The organism is Microbacterium sp. IO18 (genome assembly GCF_049099505.1).
Taxonomy (GTDB): Bacteria; Actinomycetota; Actinomycetes; order Actinomycetales; family Microbacteriaceae; genus Microbacterium; species Microbacterium aurugineum.
Window position 1 is genome coordinate 919,538 of record NZ_JBMJAF010000002.1, and the last position, 19,534, is coordinate 939,071.

The window sequence follows — 19,534 nt, forward strand, 5'->3', positions numbered from 1 at the left end:
AGGCATGCGCTTGGCCACCTGGAACGTCAACTCCATCCGCACCCGCGTCACCCGCACCGTCGAATTCGCCGTCCGCGAAGACATCGACGTGCTGGCGATGCAGGAGATCAAGTGCAAGCCGGAGCAGTTTCCCTACGCGCCGTTCGAAGAGGCCGGGTACCACGTCGAGGTGCATGGGCTGAACCAGTGGAACGGGGTCGCGATCGCGAGCCGCCTGCCGATCACCGACGTACGTACGGCCTTCGACGGAATGCCGGGCTTCGCCAAGGGCCATGAGGGTCCGGATGCTCCTCTCGAGGCGCGCGCTCTCGGCGTCATGGTCGACGGAGTCCGGGTGTGGAGCCTCTACGTGCCCAACGGCCGGTCCCTGGAAGACCCCCACTATCTGTACAAGCTGCACTGGCTGGAGCAGCTCAAGAAGTCGACCGCGGCCGAGCTCTCGGCGAACCCCGACCTCCCGCTCGCCCTGGTCGGCGACTTCAACATCATCCCGTTCGATCACGACAACGGCGACCCCGACATCGTGATCGGCCGCTCCACCCACGTCTCCCCGCAGGAGCGCGACGCGTTCTTCGCGTTCCAGGATGCCGGGGTCACCGATGTGGTGCGCCCATTGATTCCCGAGGGCTTCACCTACTGGGACTACCAGCGGCTGAAGTTCCCCCGCAACGAGGGCGTCCGGATCGACTTCGTCCTGGGCTCGCGCACGCTGGCCGAAGCGGTCACCGGAGCCTCCATCCACCGTGACGAGCGCAAGGGCGAACAGCCCAGCGACCACGTACCGGTGGTGGTCGACCTCGATGGGCGCCGGTTGGGCACCGGTGGCGCTGAGGACGACGACGACCTGCCGATGATCTTCTCCTGAATGCCGATCCGATGAGCGTGCGGCTGATCGCCACCGACCTCGACGGCACCCTCCTGGACTCGACGTCGTCGGTCAGCACGCGCACCCGCGCGGCGCTCGACGCGGCACGGGAGCGCGGCATCCACGTGGTCCCCGTGACGGCCCGCCAGCCGATCGGGCTGCGAGCCATCGCCGCGGATGCGGGTTTCGACGGATGGGCCCTGTGCAGCAACGGCGCCTACGCCGTGCGCCTCGACGACGGACGGATGCTCTTCGCGGAAGAGCTTCCGCCCGAGACGATCCGTGCCCTCGCCGAGGCTCTGCGCGCAAGCATCCCCGGCCTGTTGTTCGCGAGCGTGCGCGAGGCCGGCGAGACGTTCGTGGCCGAAGACGGTTACGCCGCGATCGCTGCACTCACCGACCACAAGCGCGACCCCGCCACGATGGGCGGCGTGCCGCTGGAGCAGGTGCTCGCCGCCCCCAGCCTGAAGTTCGTGATCCGCCACCCCGAACTCGCGCCCGACGCGCTGTTCGACACGGTACGTTCCCTCGGGCTGACCGGCTTCGAGGCGACGCTCTCGGGCGCTCCGTTCGTGGAGGTCATGGCCGAGGGCGTCACCAAGGCCACCGGCTTGGCCCGACTCTGCGAGCACCTCGGTATCGACCGCACCCACGTGGTGGCCTTCGGTGACGCGCTCAACGACGTCGAGATGCTCCGCTGGGCAGGGCGCGGCGTCGCGATGGCCGACGCCGAACCCCTCGTGCAGGATGCCGCCGACGAGACGACCTCCTCCAACGATCAGGACGGTGTGGCGCGGGTGATCGAGCGGCTTCTCGGCTGAGACTCACTTGAACGTCCCGACCTGCGGCACCCGATCGGTCCGCGCGTAGCGGAGCAGCGTCACTCCGGCCTCGTCGACGATCGGCGGCTCCAACAACCGCAGCACCGAGGGAAGCGCATCGTCGTCGAACACCTTCTTGCCCGCGCCGAGCAGCAGCGGATACACCCAGAGGTTCAGCTCGTCGAAGAGCCCCTCGGCGAGCAGCGTGTGGACGACGTCGATGCTGCCGATCACGTGCACTTCGCGGTGGGCCGCCCTCATCGCCGCGACCTCCGCGGCGAGGTCGGCACCGACGCGCGTGCTGCCCTCCCAGTCGAGCGTGAGATTCGCATCCCGGGTCGCGACGTACTTGGGCACGCGGTTGAAGAGCCTGCCGATGTCGCCGGACTCGCCCGAGGTGTGATGCGGCCAGTATGCGGCGAAGATGTCGTACGTGCGCCGGCCGAGCAGCAGCGCGTCGAGCCCGCGCATGCCCTTCTCGATCTCGGGCCCGACACCGGACGAGGGGTATCCGGCCTGCCAGCCGCTGAACCGGAAACCGCCGGAGGGGTCCTCATCGGTGCCGCCCGGCCCCTGAGCGACGCCGTCGAGGGAGGTGAAGAGATCGATCAGGATGCGGCCGGATGCCTGTTGTTCATCGGGATACGGGCTGTGCATGTCGTGCTCCCTAGGTCAGTCGTGCGATGCGGAAGGTGTCGGCGAACGAGTCCAGCAGCGATTCGTCGCCCCGGACGACCGCGACGATGTCCTGCGCGAGGGCCTCTGCCGGGGTGACATCGCCGCCGATGAGGCGACGGATGCCGGGTCCGGCGACGATCACCGCGTCCGGAGCGCCGTCGGGAAGACGTCCGCCGACCGGCGGCGCCGGAGGTGCGATCTGCGCGACCCGGAGCTCGCCGTCGTGCACGGACGCACGGAGGGCGACGTCGCCGACATGCAGCTCGTACTCGGCATCCATGGCGGATTCCGTCTGGAACGCCGTGCGCAGGGCCATCGTGAGCGAGTCGGGCGTGACGACCTCACCCTCTGCGGGATCCCCCATCGCCTGGAACCCCCATCGTCCGAGGGCGAGCATGATCGGCTCGAACGAGCGCCCGTACGGGGTGAGTTCGTACACGAGCCCGCAATTGAGCAGCGGCACCCGCCGTACGACCCCACCCTCCTGGAGGTCCTTCAGCCGGGTGGACAGGATGTTGGTCGGAATGCGCGGCAGGCCCTGCTTGAGGTCGGTGTAGCGACGGGGTCCGACGAGCAGATCACGGACGATGAGCAATGCCCACCGCTCCCCGATCAGCTCGACCGCCGTCGTCACACCGCAGTATTGACCGTAGCTGCGCGCCGCCATGTCAGGCCGACGCGGCGGTGTCGGCCACGTGGTCCGGCCCGTTCTCGACGGCTTCGGGGGTCATGTAGAGGAAGCCGAGGGAGTTGCCGTCCGGGTCGTCGAGGTCGCGCGAATACATGAAGCCGTAGTCCTGCGCGGGCTTCGGCTCGGATCCACCGGCGGCCAGGCCCTTGGCGAGGATCGCGTCGACCTCCTCGCGCGAATCCTGGCTGAACGCGACCGACACCTGCAGAACGTCGTTCGGGTCGGCGATGGGCTTGTCGGTGAACGTCTCGAAGTACTCACGCCGGAGGATCATGAAGTAGATATCCTCGCTCCACACGACGCACGCGGCGTTCTCGTCGGTGAACGGAGGGCTGATCTCACAGCCCAGCGCCACGTAGAAGGCCTTGGCGCGTTCGAGGTCACGGGTGGGCAGATTCACGAAGACCTTGGTCATGTCGACTCCCTTGTCGGTGTGGATATCGGTGTGGACCCATCGATCGTGAGCCCCTGTCGACAAGCTTGCAAAAAACAACTTTGCTTGTCAATAGCAAGTAATCGCTGGCAAGCAATCGTTCCTACCCACCGATCCGCCGCCAGGGGGATGCCACGGCAGACGCCCCGCCCTACGGTGGAGGGATGGCCGCCGAACCGTTCACCCGCACGCCGACCGAACGCGAACGGCGCAACGACCTCTTCCTGGCGCTCGCACTCTTCGTCGGCGCGATCCTCAGCGCAGCCCTGTCCTCGATCGCGCAGGTGTACGGCGACGAGCAGGCCGAGCTGTGGACCGCGCTCGTGTACGCGGTCGTCGTCGCCATCCCTCTCGCCTTCCGTCGTCGTTGGCCCGGCACCGTCGCGGTGGTCGTCTCCGTCGCCTACTTCGCCGCCGTCACCGTGCGGGTTCCCGAGATCTATGTCGGGAACATGGCGATGTTCATCGCCCTGTACACGGTCGGCGCCTGGATGAACGACCGCCGGCGTGCACTGATCGTGCGGGTGGCGATCATCGTCGGCATGTTCGTGTGGCTGCTGATCACGATGTACCGCGATGCGATCACGGAGGCGGACGACGCCGATGTCATCGCCGGGGCCATGTCACCCTACGTCGCGTTCATGCTCATCCAGCTCCTGCTGAACGTGCTCTACTTCGGCGGTGCGTACTACTTCGGCGAGCGCTCGTGGGCGGCCGCGGAGCAGCGGTCGGTGCTCGAAGATCGCACGGTCGAGCTGGAACGCGAGCGCGAGGTCACGGCGGCACAGGCCGTCGCCCTCGACCGGGTGCGGATCGCCCGCGAGCTGCACGACGTCGTCGCCCACCACGTCTCGGTGATGGGCGTGCAGGCGGGGGCGGCGCGTCTGGTGCTCGATCGCGACACCACCGAGGCCGCACGCATCCTCTCCGGCATCGAGGGGTCGGCGCGCGACGCGATCCACGAGCTGCGCCAACTGCTGGAGACTCTGCGCACGCCCGGCGGCGAGGCCACCGACACCGCCTCCACGCTCACCCTCGACGACATCGCCGCGCTTGCCGAAGCATCGACCGAGGCGGGGCTGCCGACCGACTATGCCGTGATCGGCGACCCCGTCCCGGTTCCCTCCCTCGTCGCCGTGAACCTGTACCGGATCGCACAGGAGTCGCTGACGAACGCCCGTCGCCATGCGGGCTCCGGTGCCACCGCCGATGTCCGTGTGCGCTACGACGACGACGGCGTCGAGGTCGAGATCGTGAACACGGGGCGCGCGGTCACCCACGTGCGTCCGGGGCTCGGTCAGCTGGGAATGCGAGAACGCGCCGCGGCATCCGGCGGCACTCTCGAGGTGACCTCGCGGCCGCTCGGCGGGGTGCGCGTGCGGGCCAGGGTGCCGCTCCCGACCCCGGACAGAGCGGGAGCGCGCCGATGAACGGCCCGATCCGTGTGCTGCTGGTCGATGACCATGCGCTGCTGCGCGCGGGCTTCCGCACCATCCTCGACACCCAGCCCGACATGACCGTGGTGGGCGAAGCATCGTCGGGCGCGGAGGCCGTCGCTCAGGCATCCGCGCTGCACCCCGACGTCATCACGATGGACGTGCAGATGCCCGACATGGACGGCATCGAGGCGACCCGACGAATCGTCGCCGACCCGGAGATCACCGCGGCCATCGCGATCGTCACCACGTTCGATCGCGACGACTACCTGTACCAGGCACTGGATGCGGGAGCCAGTGGCTTCCTGCTCAAGAACGCCGGTGCCGAAGACCTGATCGCCGCCGTCCGCGCGCTCGCCGCCGGCGACGGGATGCTCGCCCCCGAGGTCACACGCCGCGTCCTGGCACGGTTCGCCGCCGCCCCCGCACAGCCGATCGCGGCCCCCTCGATCGAGAGCGCCGCGATCCCGAGGCTCACCCTCGCCGAGCCCCTCACCGAGCGCGAGGCCGAGGTGCTGACGCTGCTCGCCGACGCCCGCAGCAACTCCGAGATCGCCAGGGCGCTGTTCATCGGTGAAGCCACCGTGAAGACGCATGTCTCCCGCATCCTGCAGAAGCTCGGCGCGCGCGACCGGGTGCAGGCGGTCGTCCTCGCGCATCGCATGGGTCTGGCGTGAGCGCCGCGGCCCGCCGCGCGCGCTAGCCTCGGAGCCATGCCCGAAGCCGTACCCCTGTCCCGTCCGATCCTGGCAGGGGTCGTGACGGCACTCGTCGGATTCACCAGCTCGTTCGCCGTCGTGCTGACCGGGCTCGACGCCGTCGGTGCGGACGCGGCGCAGGCGGCGAGCGGACTCCTCGCGGTCAGCCTCACGATGGGACTCGCGTGTGTGGTTCTCGCGTGGCGGTATCGGATGCCGATCACGGTCGCGTGGTCCACACCGGGTGCGGCACTCCTCGTCGCGACCGGCACCGTCGAGGGCGGCTGGTCGGCGGCGGTCGGCGCGTTCCTGGTCACCGCCGCGCTGATCCTGCTCACGGCTCTCTGGCCCGCGCTCGGCGCCCTGATCGCGCGCATCCCTCCGTCGATCGCGCAGGCCATGCTCGCCGGTGTCCTGCTGCCGCTGTGCCTGGCGCCGATCACGGGCATCGTCGCGAACCCCTGGGGCGTGGTGCCGGTCGTGCTCACCTGGCTGGTGTTCGCCCGCTTCGCGCCGCGCTGGGCGGTACCGTTCGCCTTCGTGGCGGCGACCGTGGTGGTCGCGGTGTCACTGATCGGCGCGGGCACGACCTTCGACGCCGCGCTGCTCCTGCCGCGCCTCGAGTTCACCGCCCCGACGTTCACGGTCGGCGCGCTGGTCGGTCTCGCTCTCCCCCTGTTCATCGTGACGATGGCATCGCAGAACGTCCCGGGGATCGCGATCATGCGCAGCTTCGGATACGAAGTGCCGTGGCGTCCGGCGATGCTCGTGACGGGTGTCGGCACCGCGCTCGGCGCCACCGCCGGTGGGCACGCGATCAACCTCGCCGCGATCAGCGCCGCCCTCGCCGCCTCACCCGATGCCGACCCCGACCCGAAACGTCGCTGGGTCGCCGGCGTCTCGACCGGGGCGTCGTACCTCGTGCTGGCGGTGTTCTCCGCCGCGTTCGCCGCGCTCGTGGTGCTCGCGCCCACGGCGGTGATCCCCGCCGTGGCCGGTCTGGCGCTCTTCGCCGCCTTCGGATCATCGGTGCAGCAGGCCATCGACGATCCCGGCGAGCGCATCCCCGCCGTGGTGACCTTCCTGGTGGCCGCCTCCGGGATCGCGGTGCTCGGCGTCAGCGCCGCGTTCTGGGCGCTCATCGCCGGGCTCCTGGTGCGCACGGTGCTGCACGCAGGGCGCTCCTGATCCCCTCCTCCCCCGGACGGGTGATCCCACGGACTCCGCCGCAGGGGGGATGCCCTGGAATGCCCACGGTCCGTAGCGTGAAGCCATGACCACAGGAATACTCGAACTCTCCGGCATCACCAAGAGCTACGGCTCTCGGCGCGTGCTCGATGACGTGTCCTTCACGGTCGCCCCCGGGCGACTGACGGGCTTCGTCGGCGGCAACGGCGCCGGCAAGACCACCACCATGCGCATCGTCCTCGGCCTGCTCTCTTCGGACGGTGGCGACGTCACCCTGGACGGGGCACCGGTCACCGCGGAGGATCGCCGGCGCTTCGGCTACATGCCCGAGGAACGCGGTCTCTACCCCAAGATGAAGGTGCTCGAGCAGATCGTGTACCTCGCGCGGCTGCACGGCTTCGGCAAGCAGGATGCCACCGAGCGAGCGACGACTCTGCTCACCGAGCTGGGCCTCGGCGAACGGCTGAACGACACGATCGAGTCCCTGTCGCTGGGCAACCAGCAGCGTGCGCAGATCGCCGCCTCACTCGTGCATGACCCCGAGGTGCTGATCCTCGACGAGCCGTTCTCCGGCCTCGACCCCCTCGCGGTCGACGTGGTCGCGGGCGTCCTGCAATCCAGCGCGGCGAAGGGTGCGTCCATCCTCTTCTCGTCCCACCAGCTCGACGTGGTCGAACGCCTGTGCGACGACCTCGTCATCCTCGCCGGTGGCACGATCCGCGCGGCCGGTTCCCGCGACGCACTGCGCGCCGAGCACGCCCGTGACCGCTACGAGTTGGTCTCGGCAGGTGACGCCGGCTGGTTGCGCACCGAACCCGGCGTGACGGTCGTCGACTTCGAGGGCGGGTACGCGCTGTTCGACGCGGACGGTCCCGAGACCGCTCAGCGGGTGCTCCAGTCCGCGGTGCAGCGCGGAGACGTCGCGAGCTTCGCCCCCAAGCATCCGTCCCTCGCCCAGATCTTCAAGGAGGTCATCCGATGAGCGCTCCGACCCCCGTCCGCAGCCCCAACGGCATCTGGCTCGTCGCCGAACGCGAGATCGGATCGAAGCTTCGCAGCAAGGCCTTCCTGATCTCCACCGGCATCCTGCTGGTGCTCGCCCTCGCCGGCATCATCCTCGGTGGCTTCGCGAGCAAGAACACCGACGCGATGCCGGTCGCCGCGACCGCCGAGACCGCGGCCGCCGTGTCCGCCCTCCCGAACGTCGAAGTCACCGAGGTGTCCGACCAGGCCGCCGCCGAGAAGCTCGTCCGCGATGACGAGGTCGATGCCGCGGTGCTCCCGGGGGACGGCCCCTCCGGCTACACGATCATCGCGCTGCAGGACACTCCCGGCTCGCTCGTCTCGGCGTTGTCGATCTCACCCGAGGTCGTCATCCTGGAGCCGGCGACGACCAACCCTCTCCTGCGCTACTTCATCGCGATCGCCTTCGGACTCGTGTTCATGATGGCCGCGGCGACGTTCGGCGGCACGATCGCACAGAGCGTCGTGGAGGAGAAGCAGACGCGCGTGGTCGAGGTGCTGCTCTCCGCGATCCCGGCGCGGACGCTGCTCGCCGGGAAGGTGATCGGCAACACGGTGCTGGCGATGGGGCAGATCCTCGCCCTGGCGGCGGTGGCGACGATCGGTCTGATCGTCACGGGTCAGCGCGAGGTGCTCACCACGCTCGGGTCGCCGATCATCTGGTTCGCGGTCTTCTTCCTGTTCGGGTTCATCCTGCTGGCGGCGATGTTCGCGGCTGCGGCGTCGATGGTCTCGCGACAGGAGGACATCGGCTCCACGACCACACCGATCACGATGCTGATCATGGCCCCGTACATCCTGGTCATCGTCTTCAACGACAACCCGCTGGTGCTGACGATCATGTCGTACGTGCCGTTCTCCGCTCCGGTCGGTATGCCGATGCGCCTGTTCGTCGGCGAGGCGCAGTGGTGGGAGCCGCTGCTGAGCCTGGTGATCCTGCTCGCCAGCTGTGTGGCGGCGATCGTCATCGGCGCGAAGATCTACGAGAACTCGCTCCTGCGCATGGGCTCACGGGTCAAGCTCTCGGAGGCCCTGCGCGGCTGACGCGCACCCACCGCCGACACCCCGTCTGAGTGCCGAAACCCCCTGCTGCCGACGTCGGCAGCAGGGGGTTTCGGCGCTCAGCGGGGGTCTCGCGCGATCAGATCACGTCGTCGCCGAGGGTGGTGGGGTTGCCGAAGCGGTGGTTCGTGATCGACACGGCCTGCTCGTGCAGGAACGGAAGCATCTCGACGCGGCCGGCGCCGGTCACGGCATGCGACCACACCGCCACGTCCGGGCTGCCCTCGAGCGCCTCGAACAGCGCCGAGGCGTCGCCACCGACCAGACGGACCCGCTGCCACGTGTTCGCCGCCTTGGCGTAGCGCGTGGTCCATGCGGCATCCGACTCGCGCTTCACGGTCACGCCCTGCGCACGCAGCACCTTCTCGATGCGGGAGGGCAACGCCGGAGCCGACACCGTGAACGGGCTGCCACTGCGGAGGGCGGCGGCGAGCACACGGACCCCGTCGGCGAGCACCGCGTCCTCGGAGATGCGCACGTCGACCGCGACCGGGCGGTAGCGGAAGAGGTTGCGCTCGACCCCGAGGCCGGACTTGTCCGACACGGCGCCGAACTCGTCGATCCAGGCGCGCTCATCGGATGCGGCGGCGCGCCGCAACCAGTCCGACGCGGTCGCATCGACATCCGCCCCCGCGGCGTCGAGCAGGGCGGCGACGGCTGGAGCGACGGCGGCACCGGGAGCGACAGCGGGAAGCTCCGCCGGAACCCACCCGCCGAGGCCGTGGAGATAGTTGGGTCCGCCGGCCTTCGCCCCCGCCCCCACGGCCGAGCGCTTCCACCCGCCGAACGGCTGACGCTGCACGATCGCACCGGTGATGCCGCGGTTCACGTAGAGGTTGCCCGCCTCGACGCGGTCGAGCCACGTGGTGACCTCACCGGAGTCGAGCGAGTGGATGCCGGCCGTGAGGCCGTAGTCGACCGCGTTCTGCAGGCGCAGCGCCTCGTCGAGGTCCTTGGCGTGCATGATGCCCAGCACCGGGCCGAAGAACTCGGTCAGGTGGAAGTACGAGCCCTCACGCACCCCGGTCTTCACACCCGGCGTCCACTGCGCGCCCTCGTCGTCGAGCTTTCGCGGCTCGACGAGCCAGCGCTCACCCTTCTCCAACGTCGTGAGCGCCCTGAGCAGCTTGCCGTCGGCGGGCTCGATGATCGGACCCATCTGGGTGGCGGGGTCATCGGGCAGCCCCACGCGCATCGACGTGACGGCATCGACGAGCTGACGCTCGAATCGCTTGGAGTCGGCGACCGATCCGACGAGGATCGCGAGGGATGCCGCGGAGCACTTCTGCCCCGCGTGTCCGAACGCGCTGCGAGCGACGTCGGCGGCGGCCAGGTCGAGGTCGGCGGACGGTGTGACGATGATCGCGTTCTTCCCGCTCGTCTCGGCGAGGAGCGGCAGGTCGGGGCGGAAGGAGCGGAACAGCTGCGCCGTCTCGTACGCCCCGGTGAGGATCACCCGATCCACCGCGGGCCCGGCGACCAGGCGGGTGCCGAGGTCGCGGGAGGCCAGGTCGACGAGCGCGAGCAGATCGCGCGGCACACCGGCGGCCCACAGCGCCTCGACCATCACGGCACCGCAGCGCTGCGTCAGCTTCGCGGGCTTGATGATGGCGGCCGAGCCCGAGGCCAGCGCCGCGAGCACACCGCCGGCGGGGATCGCGACCGGGAAGTTCCACGGCGGCGTGACCACGGTGACCTTCGACGGCACGAACTCCGCACCCGAGACGGTCTCGAGGTCCTTCGCGCGCTCGGCGTAGTAGTGCGCGAAGTCGATGGCCTCGCTCACCTCCGGGTCGCCTTCGGCGATGGTCTTGCCCGCCTCGTGGGCCATGATCTCCAGGAGCTGCCCGCGACGAGCCGCGAGTTCGTCTCCGGCGCGGTGCAGCACGGCGGCACGCTCAGCCGCGGGGAGGGCGGCCCACTTCTCGGCCGCGGCCGTCGCCGCGGTGAAGATGCCGTCCAATTCGGCTTCCGTCTCGACCTTGGCGATCGCGATCGTGTCCAGCCCCAGGGTCGATCCGACCGAGCGACCGAGGATCGCCCGTCCCCACGCGCGGTTGGCGGCGATCGCGGGATCGGTGTCGGCCTGGTTCCGGAAGCCGTCGGTCGTTGCAGCGTCTGCCTCGGCGGTGCGGTCCTGCACACGGTGCGGACCGGGGATGAACCCGGGCTCATCCGTCGCGAGCGCGGCCAGCGACCGCTCGAAGCGCTCCCGCTCCCGTGTCAGCAGGGTCGGGTTCGAGGCCAGTTCGAACACCGCCGACATGAAGTTCTCGGAGCTGGCGTTCTCCTCGAGACGACGCACCAGGTAGGCGATCGCCACATCGAATTCGGCCGGGTTCACGACCGGCGTGTAGAGCAGGAGGCGACCGACGTCCTTGCGGACGGCCTCGGCCTGCCCGGTCGCCATGCCGAGCAGCATCTCGTACTCGACCAGCGGGTCCGCGCCCGTCGGATCCGCCACTCCCCGTGCCTGGGCGAGCAGCCACGTGTAGGCGATGTCGAACAGGTTGTGACCCGCGATGCCGATGCGCACGGCGTCCAGGCGCTCCGGCGTCATGGCCCAGTCGAGCACCCGCTTGTAGTTGGTGTCGGAGTCCTGCTTGGTGCCGTAGGTGGCGAGCGGCCAGCCGTGGATCGCCGCGTCGACCTCTTCCATCGCGAGGTTCGCGCCCTTGACCACGCGCACCTTGATCGGCGCTCCGCCCTTGGCGCGGCGGGCGGCGGCCCACTCCTGCAGGTGCTGCATGGCACCGAGCGCATCCGGCAGATACGCCTGCAGCACGATGCCGGCTTCGAGGTTCTCGAGCCCCGGCTGGTCGAGGATGCTCGTGAAGGCCGCGATCGTCAGGTCGAGGTCGCGGTACTCCTCCATGTCGAGGTTGATGAACTTCGCCTTGCCCTCGGCCTCGGCCGCAGCCGCCAGTTCGTAGAGCGGGGTGAGCTTCTCGACGACGTCTGCGACGGCCTCGTCGAACGACCACATCGAGAGCTGGCTGACGACGCTCGAGACCTTGATCGAGACGTAGTCGACGTCGTCACGGGCGAGGAAGTCACGGGTGCCGCGCAGACGGTGTCCTGCTTCACGCTCGCCCAGCACCGCTTCGCCGAGGAGGTTCAGGTTGAGGCGGTTGCCGCTCTTGCGGAGCTTCGCGATCGCGGGGCCCAGCTTGGCGGGGGTCGCATCGAGCACCAGGTGCCCGACCATGGCGCGCAGCACACGGCGGGAGATCGGCACGACGACACCGGGCAGCTTGGGCGCCCAGAAGCCGCCCGTCTTGATCGCGGCGCGCAGGTAGCCGGGCAGCAGACCCGGGGTGATGTCGCTCAGCTCGGCGAGCGTGCGCCCGGCGACGCGCAGATCTTCGGGACGCATCACGCCGTCGACGAAGCCGACCGTGAACGCGAGCCCGTTCGGGTCTTTCAGGACCTCGGAGAGGCGCTGGGCGGCGGGCTCGACGGGGTGGGTCTCGCTCTCGGCGAGCCAGCGCTGCACGAGGGCGGCGACCTCTTCGGTGCGGGGAGTGGTGGTGTCGGCGGCGACAGGCATCGGTGGGACCTTCCAAAAGAGCGCACACCGGGGTTTCGTGTGCGGCTGGATCATTGTCCTGCCACTCGGTAGGCTCCGTCTATCAACCGATTCGAGTGGGTTCTGTTCACTCTGACTGAACGGATGGAACGCGCGTGCTGGACGTCAATCGGCTGCGGATGCTGGTGGAGCTGTCGCGTCGCGGAACGCTGTCGGCCGTCGCCGATGCACTCTCCTACAGCAAGGCCTCGGTGTCACAGCAGCTGAGCGCACTGGAGCGCGATGTGGGCGTGCCGCTGCTGCGCCGGGTGGGGCGCGGAGTGCAGTTCACCCCGCAGGGGAACGTGCTCGTCGCCGAGGCCATCGGCATCCTCGATCAGCTCGAACACGCCGAGGTCGCCGTGGCCGAATCGCTCACCGAGGTGACGGGGACCGTGGGCATCGCGGTGTTCCAGTCGACGGCGCACTCCCTCCTCCCCCGCGCCCTCCGGGCCCTGAAGGATCGGCATCCCGCATTGCGCGTCGAGGTCACCGAGTGCGACCCGGAGACCGGCCTCGTCGGGGTGTCCAGCCGGGACTTCGACCTGATCCTGGCCGAGCAGTACCCCGGACGCACCCGCCCGATCCACGCGGATCTCGACCGGGTGGAACTCGCGCATGATGCGATCGCGCTCGCCCGACGCCCCGGAGCCCCGACCCCTGCGGATGCCTTCGCCGCACTGTGGTCGACCCGCGGGGAGCCCTGGGTGCTCGAGCCCGCCGGTACCGCTTCGCGAGCGTGGGCGGAACAGCTGTGCCGCACCGCCGGCTTCGAACCGGACGTGCGCTACGAGATCGCCGATCTCACGGCACATGTGCGACTGATCCATGCGGGGCTCGCCGTCGGGCTGCTGCCCGACCTGGTGTGGGCGGGTGACACCCCGACCGTCGACCTCACCCCGCTCCCTCATGACCCGCGGCGCGAGATCTTCTCCTCGGCGCGCCGCGTGTCGGCGGATGCCCCGTCGATCCGGGCGGTCCGCAGCGCGCTGGCTGACGCGGCCACGCACAACCTCCCGGACTGAGGCACCGGGAACCGAACCGCGCACCCGGGAATATGCATGCACATGCATCTGTTCAGTCCCGTGTACCCGGACGATGGAGTCCGATCCACTCCGTCCGAAAGGCACTTCTGTGAGCACTCCCGTCATCGACCGCACCGCACCGACCGAGCACCCCGTCCTCGACGTCCTCGCCGGCCGCTGGAGCCCCCGCGCTTTCGACGCGCAGAACACGATCGACGAGGCCAAGCTCGCCACCGCGCTCGAAGCGGCCCGTTGGAGCCCGTCCGCCAACAACACGCAGCCCTGGCGCTTCATCGTCGCCCGCCGCGGCACCGCCCTGCACGCGCAGGTGGTCGACGCGCTGATGGGCTTCAACCAGGCCTGGGCGGGCAACGCCGCCGTCCTGGTCGTCGCCGTGGCCGAGACCGCGACCGCCGACGGCACGCCCCTCACCCACGCCCTCTACGACCTCGGCCAGGCAGTCGCGCACTTCTCGGTGCAGGCACACCACGACGGCCTGCTCGTGCACCAGATGAGCGGCTTCGACCCCGAGGTCGTCCGCGAGTTCGCCGATCTCGAACCGCGCTTCGTCCCGGTCACGGTCTTCGCGGTCGGCGAGTTCGGCGACGTGAGCGCGCTCCCCGAGGTGCTGCAGGAGCGCGAGGTCGCGCCGCGCGTCCGTCGCCCCATCGCCGAATCGGTCATCCTCAGCGCCTGACACCCGGTCGGGCACCCGTTCTGGGGGTGCTGCCACAGACATCCCCCAGGCTGCGCAGAAGCGTCGAACCTAGGGTTGCCCGGGTGCTCCACCCTCACCCTCAGCTTCCTCCCGCTCGGCACTTCGCGCTCACCTGGGGGATCGCCGATCAGCACGGGGGGATGACGAGCGCGATGCTGCGGCGCTCGCGGGCGTTCCGCCGTCTCGGCGGAGTCGACGTGGACATCCTGACGCTGGACGACCGCCCCGACTATCCCGAGTTCGCGGATCGTCTCCACGCCGCAGGTGAACTCATCGACGGGCTGCGCATCCGCAACCTCTGGGACGAGCTGCGTCGGGAGTCGCCCCGGCCACGCGGGACCACGCCGACCGCTGCGGAACTGCTGGTGCCGCAGGCGGGCGACGTGGTCGCGTCCCACGACGGCACCGTCCTGAGCCGCGCACGCCGCGACGATGCCGGCCGGATGCTGGTCGATCGGTTCCGCCGCGACGGCTCGCTGCTCGCCACCGAGCGCCCCGGCGACGACCGGAAGGTCGTGGTCTACTCGACGGACGGCGCACCGCTGCGGGGCTGGCGCACGACGTGGGGCCTGTACCGCTGGTGGTTCGACCGCCTGACCGGCAAGGCGCCCAGCTTCCTGCTGGTCGACTCGAAGACGGCCGCGCGCTCGGTCGCAGGCTATCGGCGGGACAACGTCGTCACGGTGCACATCGTCCATGCGTCGCATCGCGTGGGCGGGCGGGCGGGGACGCTCCGGGCGACACGCGAATCCGTGCTGCGTCGCGCCGGGGAGTTCGACGAGATCGTCGTCCTCACGTCGCGACAGCGCACCGATCTCATCGAGGATCTCGCCGCGATCGACGTCGCGGCCCGGATCCGCACGATCCCGAACGCTGTCGCCCTGCCCCCGCGGGCTGCCGTGACCCGCGACGCGTCACGCGGCGTCGTCGTCGCCTCACTCACACGCCGCAAGCGACTCGAACACGCGGTGGAGGCCGTCGCTGTCGCCCACGCCGCCGATTCGACGATCGGTGCCGACATCATCGGAGAGGGCCGACGCGAAGCAGCCCTGGAAGAGCACATCCAGCACCTGCACGCCGACGGTCATGTGCACCTGCGCGGATACGACCCCGACGCACGCTCCGCGTTCCGTTCCGCGGGATTCAGCCTGCTCACGTCGACCTCCGAAGGGCTGCCGCTCGTGCTCGTGGAGAGTATGGCCGCCGGCTGCATCCCGCTCGCCTACGACATCCGCTACGGCCCTGCCGACATGATCAGCGACGGAGTCGACGGCTTCCTCGTCCCGGACGGCGACGTCCAGGCCCTCGCGCGACGCATCGTCGACCTGCAGGCCATGCCACCCGCGGCAGTCGAGGCGATGCGTCGTCGCGCGGTGACCCGCGCCTCGGAGTTCTCCGATGACGCCGTCACCCGACGCTGGTCGCGGGAGCTGCGGGCCGTGTACGACGCGAAGCTGTTCGCCGCCGCACGCGATCAACCCCTGCCCGTGCGCCTGCGTCGTCGTGCGGGCGCGCTGCGACGCCGGGCACTCTGGATGCTCGGCCGCTGAGCGGCGCGGCGCGGTCGGTGCCGCCCACATACACACTTCCCGCATACCCCCACGCGCGCGCACACGCCGCGAAGGAGAACTCGCGCTTTGAAGGAGGCTTTGACGCATCTCCTCCTTCGTAGCGTGAGTTCTCCTTCAGACAGTGAGGCGGGCGAACACCACGGCCCACGCAACTCAGTCCTGATACCACTCAGTCCCGATACCACTCAGTCCTGATACCACTCAGTCCTGATACCGCTCAGTCGTCGAGCAGCTCGGCCTCGATCACCTCGTCGTCTTCCGGCTCCGACCCCTGCTCCGGCTCCGGGTCCGGTGTCGTCGCGGTGAGCACGAGGCCTGAGCCGTCTGCGGCCACGTCGACCCGCACCGTGTCGCCGTCATGCACGCCGCCCGAGAGCAACGCCGTCGCCAGCTTGTTCTGCACCTCGCTCTGGATGAGGCGGCGCAGCGGTCGGGCTCCGAACATCGGGTCATAGCCGCGCTCAGCAAGCCAGGCCCGCGCATCGGGGGTGACCGCGAGCGTGAGGCGACGGTCGCGCAGCCGGTCGTGCAGCTGGTCGACGGAGAGCTCCACGATCTGCGCGAGGTCGTCTTCGCTCAGCGCCGAGAACATCACGATGTCATCCAGTCGGTTCAGGAACTCCGGACGGAACGCCTGCCGCACGAGCGCCATCACCTGGTCGCGCTTCTCGTCCGGCCCGAGCACCGGGTCGATCAGGATCGGCGATCCCAGGTTCGATGTGAGGATCAGGATCACATTCGAGAAGTCGACCGTACGACCCTGGCCGTCGGTCAGGCGACCGTCGTCGAGCACCTGCAACAGCACGTCGAACACCTCGGGGTGGGCCTTCTCGACCTCATCGAGGAGGATCACGCTGTATGGCCGACGACGCACGGCTTCGGTCAGCTGACCACCCTGCTCGTAGCCGACGTACCCCGGAGGGGCGCCGACGAGACGGGACACCGAGTGCTTCTCGCCGTACTCCGACATGTCGATGCGCACCATGGCGTGCTCGTCGTCGAACAGGAACTCAGCGAGCGCCTTGGCCAGCTCGGTCTTCCCGACACCGGTCGGGCCGAGGAACAGGAACGAGCCGGTCGGGCGACCGGGGTCGCTGATCCCGGCACGCGAACGACGAACGGCGTCGGACACGGCCTTGACGGCATCCTTCTGTCCGATCAGCCGCTTGCCGAGCTCGTTCTCCAGGTGCAGCAGCTTCTCGCTCTCGCCCTGCAGCAGTCGGCCGACCGGGATTCCGGTCCACGCGGCGATCACGGCGGCGATGTCCTCTTCGGTGACCTGCTCGTTGACCATGCGCGGCTCGGCAGGTGTCGCGGCTTCGGCCTGCTCCGCCTCGGCGATGTCGCGCTCCAGGCGCTTGATGGTCTCGTACTCGAGCTTCGAGGCCTTCGTGTAGTCCGCGTTGCGCATCGCGAGATCGCGCTGGGTGATCGCATCGTCGAGTTGCTTCTTCAACTCACCGACCCGGTTCAGGCCCTGCCGCTCGCGCGCCCATCGGGACTCGAGGCCGGCGAGCTCCTTCTCCATCTCGACCAGGTGCTCGCGGAGCACGCCGAGGCGCTCCTTGGAAGCGGCATCCTTCTCCCGCTTGAGCGCGAGCTCCTCGAGCTTCATCCGATCGACCTGCCGCTTGAGCTGGTCGATCTCGACGGGCGAGGAGTCGATCTCCATCTTGAGCCGGGACATCGACTCGTCGATCAGGTCGATCGCCTTGTCGGGCAGCTGTCGGGCCGGCAGGTACCGGTTCGAGAGCGCAGCGGCCGCCACGAGGGCGCTGTCGGAGATCGTGACCCCGTGGTGCGCTTCGTACCGCCCCTTGAGGCCACGGAGGATCGCGATCGTGTCCTCGACCGTGGGCTCGCCGACGTAGACCTGCTGGAAGCGACGTTCCAGCGCGGCGTCCTTCTCGATGAACTCGCGGTACTCGTTGAGCGTGGTGGCGCCGATCAGCCGCAGCTCACCACGGGCCAGCATCGGCTTGAGCATGTTGGAGGCGGCGACGGATCCTTCTCCCCCGCCGGCACCCATGAGCACGTGCAGCTCGTCGATGAAGGTGATGACCTGCCCGTCGGACTCGGTGATCTCCTTGAGCACCTGCTTCAGCCGCTCCTCGAACTGCCCGCGGTACATGGCACCGGCCACGAGGGCGGAGATGTCGAGGGTGACCAGCTCCTTGTCCTTGAGGGATTCGGCGACGTCACCCGCGACGATGCGCTGGGCGAGTCCTTCCACGACGGCGGTCTTGCCGACGCCGGGCTCACCGATCAGCACGGGGTTGTTCTTCGTGCGGCGGGTGAGGACCTGGCTGACTCGACGGATCTCGCTGTCGCGTCCGATCACGGGGTCGAGCTTGCCCTGGCGGGCGCGGTCGGTGAGGTTGATGCCGAACTGCTCGAGGGCGGACTGCTGTTCTTGATTCTGGCTACCGGTCTGCGGGGTGGTCATGCGCTCCTCCTGGAGATGCTCCTTCTGGTCGTCTCCCGCCTGCCGGGTCGGAAGGCGGGATCAAAGTTGAGTGGTGTTGACTCAAGTTTAGCATTCCTTCAGCGTGCGCGTGCGATCGCATCCCAGATCGCGGCCGCGACCGCGCGCTTCGACCCGGATGCACTGCCCGCGTCGGCACCGTGCGGTCCGAGGATGTGCACGGCGTTCTCGGGGCTCTCGAATCCCCGCTCCCACCCGACCTCGTTCACGATGAGCAGGTCCACGCCCTTGCGCTGCTGCTTGCGGCGGGCACGGGCGAGGAGCTCCGATGCATCCTCCGGAGTCTCCGCGGCGAACCCGACCACGAGCTGACCGGATCGCCGCACCGAGGCGAGCGCCGCGACGATGTCCTCGTTCTCGACCAGCTCGATGGCGGGGATCCCACCCCCCTCCTTGGTGAGCTTGCGCTCCGACACCGCCGCCGGTCGATAGTCCGCCACCGCCGCCGCCATCACGACCACATCGACGAGGGAGGACTCGTGCGTCATCGCCTCGGAGAGCTCTGCCGCCGTCCCGACCGACACGACACGGATCGACGGGTGCCGCACCTCGGCGAGCACCTCGCCCGAGATGTTGGCCGACACCAGGGTCACCTCAGCACCTCGGGCGGCGGCCTCCGCAGCGAGGGCCGCCCCCTGCCTGCCGCTGGAGCGGTTGCCGAGGAAGCGCACCGGATCGATCGGCTCGCGGGTGCCCCCCGCCGAGACGACCACGCGCACACCGGCGAGATCACCGGGAGTCAGCAGCGCCTGGGCGGCGGCGAAGATCTCCTCGGGCTCCGACATCCGGCCGGGGCCGCTGTCACCGCCGGCGAGCTCTCCGTCCGCGGGGCCGACGACGTGCACACCGCGCTCCCGCAGCGTCGTGATGTTCGCCTGCGTCGCGCGGTTCCGCCACATCTCCGCATGCATCGCCGGGGCGATCAGCACCGGAGCCTCGGTGGCGAGCAGGGTTGTGCCGAGGAGGTCGTCGGCGAGCCCGGCGGCCATCTTGGCGATCGAGTTCGCCGTCGCCGGCGCGACGATCACCAGCTCGGCGTTCTGCCCCAGGGCGACGTGCCGCACCTTCGCGACGTCGTCGTGCACGCTCGTGGTGACCGCATGACGACTGATCGCCTCCCAGGTCGGGAGCCCCACGAAACGCAGGGCGTCCTCCGTGGGCACCACGGTCACGTCGTGCCCACCCTTCGTGAGCAGGCGCACGAGGTGCACCGTCTTGTACGCGGCGATGCCGCCTGTGACTCCGACCACGATGTTCACGTCTCGATTCTGC

16 protein-coding genes are annotated in these 19,534 nt (G+C 69.5%); 10 read left to right on the forward strand and 6 right to left on the reverse strand.

Features of this window, described 5'->3' with window-relative positions; all coding sequences use genetic code 11:
• Nucleotides 1-4: 4 nt before the first annotated feature.
• Together ACLF6J_RS16200 and ACLF6J_RS16205 are read left to right on the forward strand one after the other, a co-directional pair.
• Complete coding sequence (locus ACLF6J_RS16200; RefSeq protein ID WP_047521093.1) at nucleotides 5-865, forward strand: exodeoxyribonuclease III; 861 nt, start codon at nucleotides 5-7, stop codon at nucleotides 863-865.
• 11 nt (nucleotides 866-876) lie between these two features.
• Nucleotides 877-1,686 carry an HAD family hydrolase gene (locus ACLF6J_RS16205; protein ID WP_047521095.1) on the forward strand — a complete coding sequence of 270 codons (810 nt, stop codon included), beginning with the start codon at nucleotides 877-879 and terminating at the stop codon, nucleotides 1,684-1,686.
• A gap of 3 nt (nucleotides 1,687-1,689) precedes the next feature.
• Here the strand turns inward: ACLF6J_RS16205 and ACLF6J_RS16210 are convergent, their stop codons facing one another.
• The 3 genes from ACLF6J_RS16210 to ACLF6J_RS16220 are packed head-to-tail and all read right to left on the reverse strand — an operon-like array spanning nucleotide 1,690 to nucleotide 3,470.
• The gene (locus ACLF6J_RS16210; protein WP_134352398.1) at nucleotides 1,690-2,343 is read right to left on the reverse strand and encodes a dihydrofolate reductase family protein; all 654 of its coding nucleotides are present in this window, start codon (nucleotides 2,341-2,343) and stop codon (nucleotides 1,690-1,692) included.
• A gap of 10 nt (nucleotides 2,344-2,353) precedes the next feature.
• Entirely contained in the window at nucleotides 2,354-3,031 is a 678-nt protein-coding gene (locus tag ACLF6J_RS16215; protein ID WP_134352399.1) for a winged helix-turn-helix transcriptional regulator, read from the reverse strand.
• A 1-nt stretch (nucleotide 3,032) separates the two neighbouring features.
• Nucleotides 3,033-3,470 carry a VOC family protein gene (locus tag ACLF6J_RS16220; RefSeq protein ID WP_047521098.1) on the reverse strand — a complete coding sequence of 146 codons (438 nt, stop codon included), beginning with the start codon at nucleotides 3,468-3,470 and terminating at the stop codon, nucleotides 3,033-3,035.
• Between the two features lie 182 nt (nucleotides 3,471-3,652).
• Between ACLF6J_RS16220 and ACLF6J_RS16225 the strand changes: the two genes are divergently transcribed.
• From ACLF6J_RS16225 to ACLF6J_RS16245, 5 genes are all read left to right on the forward strand, one after another.
• Nucleotides 3,653-4,918 (forward strand): sensor histidine kinase, encoded by a 1,266-nt coding sequence (locus tag ACLF6J_RS16225; RefSeq protein ID WP_134352400.1) that lies wholly within the window; start codon nucleotides 3,653-3,655, stop codon nucleotides 4,916-4,918.
• Nucleotides 4,915-5,601: a response regulator gene (locus ACLF6J_RS16230; RefSeq protein WP_134352401.1), complete on the forward strand. Its 687-nt coding sequence runs from the start codon at nucleotides 4,915-4,917 to the stop codon at nucleotides 5,599-5,601. Before ACLF6J_RS16225 ends, ACLF6J_RS16230 begins: the two co-directional genes overlap by 4 nt.
• 36 nt (nucleotides 5,602-5,637) lie before the next feature.
• Nucleotides 5,638-6,810, forward strand: coding sequence for a benzoate/H(+) symporter BenE family transporter (locus tag ACLF6J_RS16235; protein ID WP_134352402.1), 1,173 nt, complete (start codon nucleotides 5,638-5,640; stop codon nucleotides 6,808-6,810).
• A 97-nt stretch (nucleotides 6,811-6,907) separates the two neighbouring features.
• A complete protein-coding gene (locus ACLF6J_RS16240) occupies nucleotides 6,908-7,792 on the forward strand; it encodes an ABC transporter ATP-binding protein (RefSeq protein ID WP_047521115.1) in 885 nt (294 codons plus the stop codon).
• Nucleotides 7,789-8,877, forward strand: a complete 1,089-nt coding sequence (locus tag ACLF6J_RS16245; RefSeq protein ID WP_134352403.1) for an ABC transporter permease — start codon at nucleotides 7,789-7,791, stop codon at nucleotides 8,875-8,877. The genes ACLF6J_RS16240 and ACLF6J_RS16245 overlap by 4 nt, the downstream gene beginning before the upstream one ends.
• 97 nt (nucleotides 8,878-8,974) lie before the next feature.
• Here ACLF6J_RS16245 and ACLF6J_RS16250 read toward each other — a convergent pair whose 3' ends face one another.
• Nucleotides 8,975-12,445 carry a proline dehydrogenase family protein gene (locus ACLF6J_RS16250; protein WP_134352404.1) on the reverse strand — a complete coding sequence of 1,157 codons (3,471 nt, stop codon included), beginning with the start codon at nucleotides 12,443-12,445 and terminating at the stop codon, nucleotides 8,975-8,977.
• A 134-nt stretch (nucleotides 12,446-12,579) separates the two neighbouring features.
• On the opposite strand from ACLF6J_RS16250, the gene ACLF6J_RS16255 reads away from it, so the two are divergent.
• The 3 genes from ACLF6J_RS16255 to ACLF6J_RS16265 all read left to right on the forward strand — a co-directional run bounded on the left by ACLF6J_RS16255 (nucleotide 12,580) and on the right by ACLF6J_RS16265 (nucleotide 15,756).
• The gene (locus tag ACLF6J_RS16255; RefSeq protein WP_047521121.1) at nucleotides 12,580-13,488 is read left to right on the forward strand and encodes a LysR family transcriptional regulator; all 909 of its coding nucleotides are present in this window, start codon (nucleotides 12,580-12,582) and stop codon (nucleotides 13,486-13,488) included.
• Between the two features lie 109 nt (nucleotides 13,489-13,597).
• A complete protein-coding gene (locus tag ACLF6J_RS16260) occupies nucleotides 13,598-14,185 on the forward strand; it encodes a nitroreductase family protein (protein WP_047521123.1) in 588 nt (195 codons plus the stop codon).
• Nucleotides 14,186-14,268: 83 nt separating this feature from the next.
• Complete coding sequence (locus ACLF6J_RS16265) at nucleotides 14,269-15,756, forward strand: glycosyltransferase (RefSeq protein WP_134352405.1); 1,488 nt, start codon at nucleotides 14,269-14,271, stop codon at nucleotides 15,754-15,756.
• 238 nt (nucleotides 15,757-15,994) lie between these two features.
• Here ACLF6J_RS16265 and ACLF6J_RS16270 read toward each other — a convergent pair whose 3' ends face one another.
• Both ACLF6J_RS16270 and coaBC read right to left on the reverse strand, forming a co-directional pair.
• A complete protein-coding gene (locus tag ACLF6J_RS16270; RefSeq protein WP_134352406.1) occupies nucleotides 15,995-18,223 on the reverse strand; it encodes an ATP-dependent Clp protease ATP-binding subunit in 2,229 nt (742 codons plus the stop codon).
• Between the two features lie 98 nt (nucleotides 18,224-18,321).
• Entirely contained in the window at nucleotides 18,322-19,521 is a 1,200-nt protein-coding gene (coaBC, locus tag ACLF6J_RS16275; RefSeq protein WP_134352407.1) for a bifunctional phosphopantothenoylcysteine decarboxylase/phosphopantothenate--cysteine ligase CoaBC, read from the reverse strand.
• Between the last annotated feature and the right edge of the window lie 13 nt (nucleotides 19,522-19,534).

Excerpts from the sequence above, each read along its gene's own strand:
- ACLF6J_RS16200 (WP_047521093.1), top strand. The coding sequence starts at position 5 with ATGCGCTTGGCCACCTGGAACGTCAACTCCATCCGCACCCGCGTCACC.
- ACLF6J_RS16205 (WP_047521095.1), top strand. The coding sequence starts at position 877 with ATGAGCGTGCGGCTGATCGCCACCGACCTCGACGGCACCCTCCTGGAC.
- ACLF6J_RS16210 (WP_134352398.1), bottom strand. The coding sequence starts at position 2,343 with ATGCACAGCCCGTATCCCGATGAACAACAGGCATCCGGCCGCATCCTG.
- ACLF6J_RS16215 (WP_134352399.1), bottom strand. The coding sequence starts at position 3,031 with ATGGCGGCGCGCAGCTACGGTCAATACTGCGGTGTGACGACGGCGGTC.
- ACLF6J_RS16220 (WP_047521098.1), bottom strand. The coding sequence starts at position 3,470 with ATGACCAAGGTCTTCGTGAATCTGCCCACCCGTGACCTCGAACGCGCC.
- ACLF6J_RS16225 (WP_134352400.1), top strand. The coding sequence starts at position 3,653 with ATGGCCGCCGAACCGTTCACCCGCACGCCGACCGAACGCGAACGGCGC.
- ACLF6J_RS16230 (WP_134352401.1), top strand. The coding sequence starts at position 4,915 with ATGAACGGCCCGATCCGTGTGCTGCTGGTCGATGACCATGCGCTGCTG.
- ACLF6J_RS16235 (WP_134352402.1), top strand. The coding sequence starts at position 5,638 with ATGCCCGAAGCCGTACCCCTGTCCCGTCCGATCCTGGCAGGGGTCGTG.
- ACLF6J_RS16245 (WP_134352403.1), top strand. The coding sequence starts at position 7,789 with ATGAGCGCTCCGACCCCCGTCCGCAGCCCCAACGGCATCTGGCTCGTC.
- ACLF6J_RS16250 (WP_134352404.1), bottom strand. The coding sequence starts at position 12,445 with ATGCCTGTCGCCGCCGACACCACCACTCCCCGCACCGAAGAGGTCGCC.
- ACLF6J_RS16270 (WP_134352406.1), bottom strand. The coding sequence starts at position 18,223 with ATGACCACCCCGCAGACCGGTAGCCAGAATCAAGAACAGCAGTCCGCC.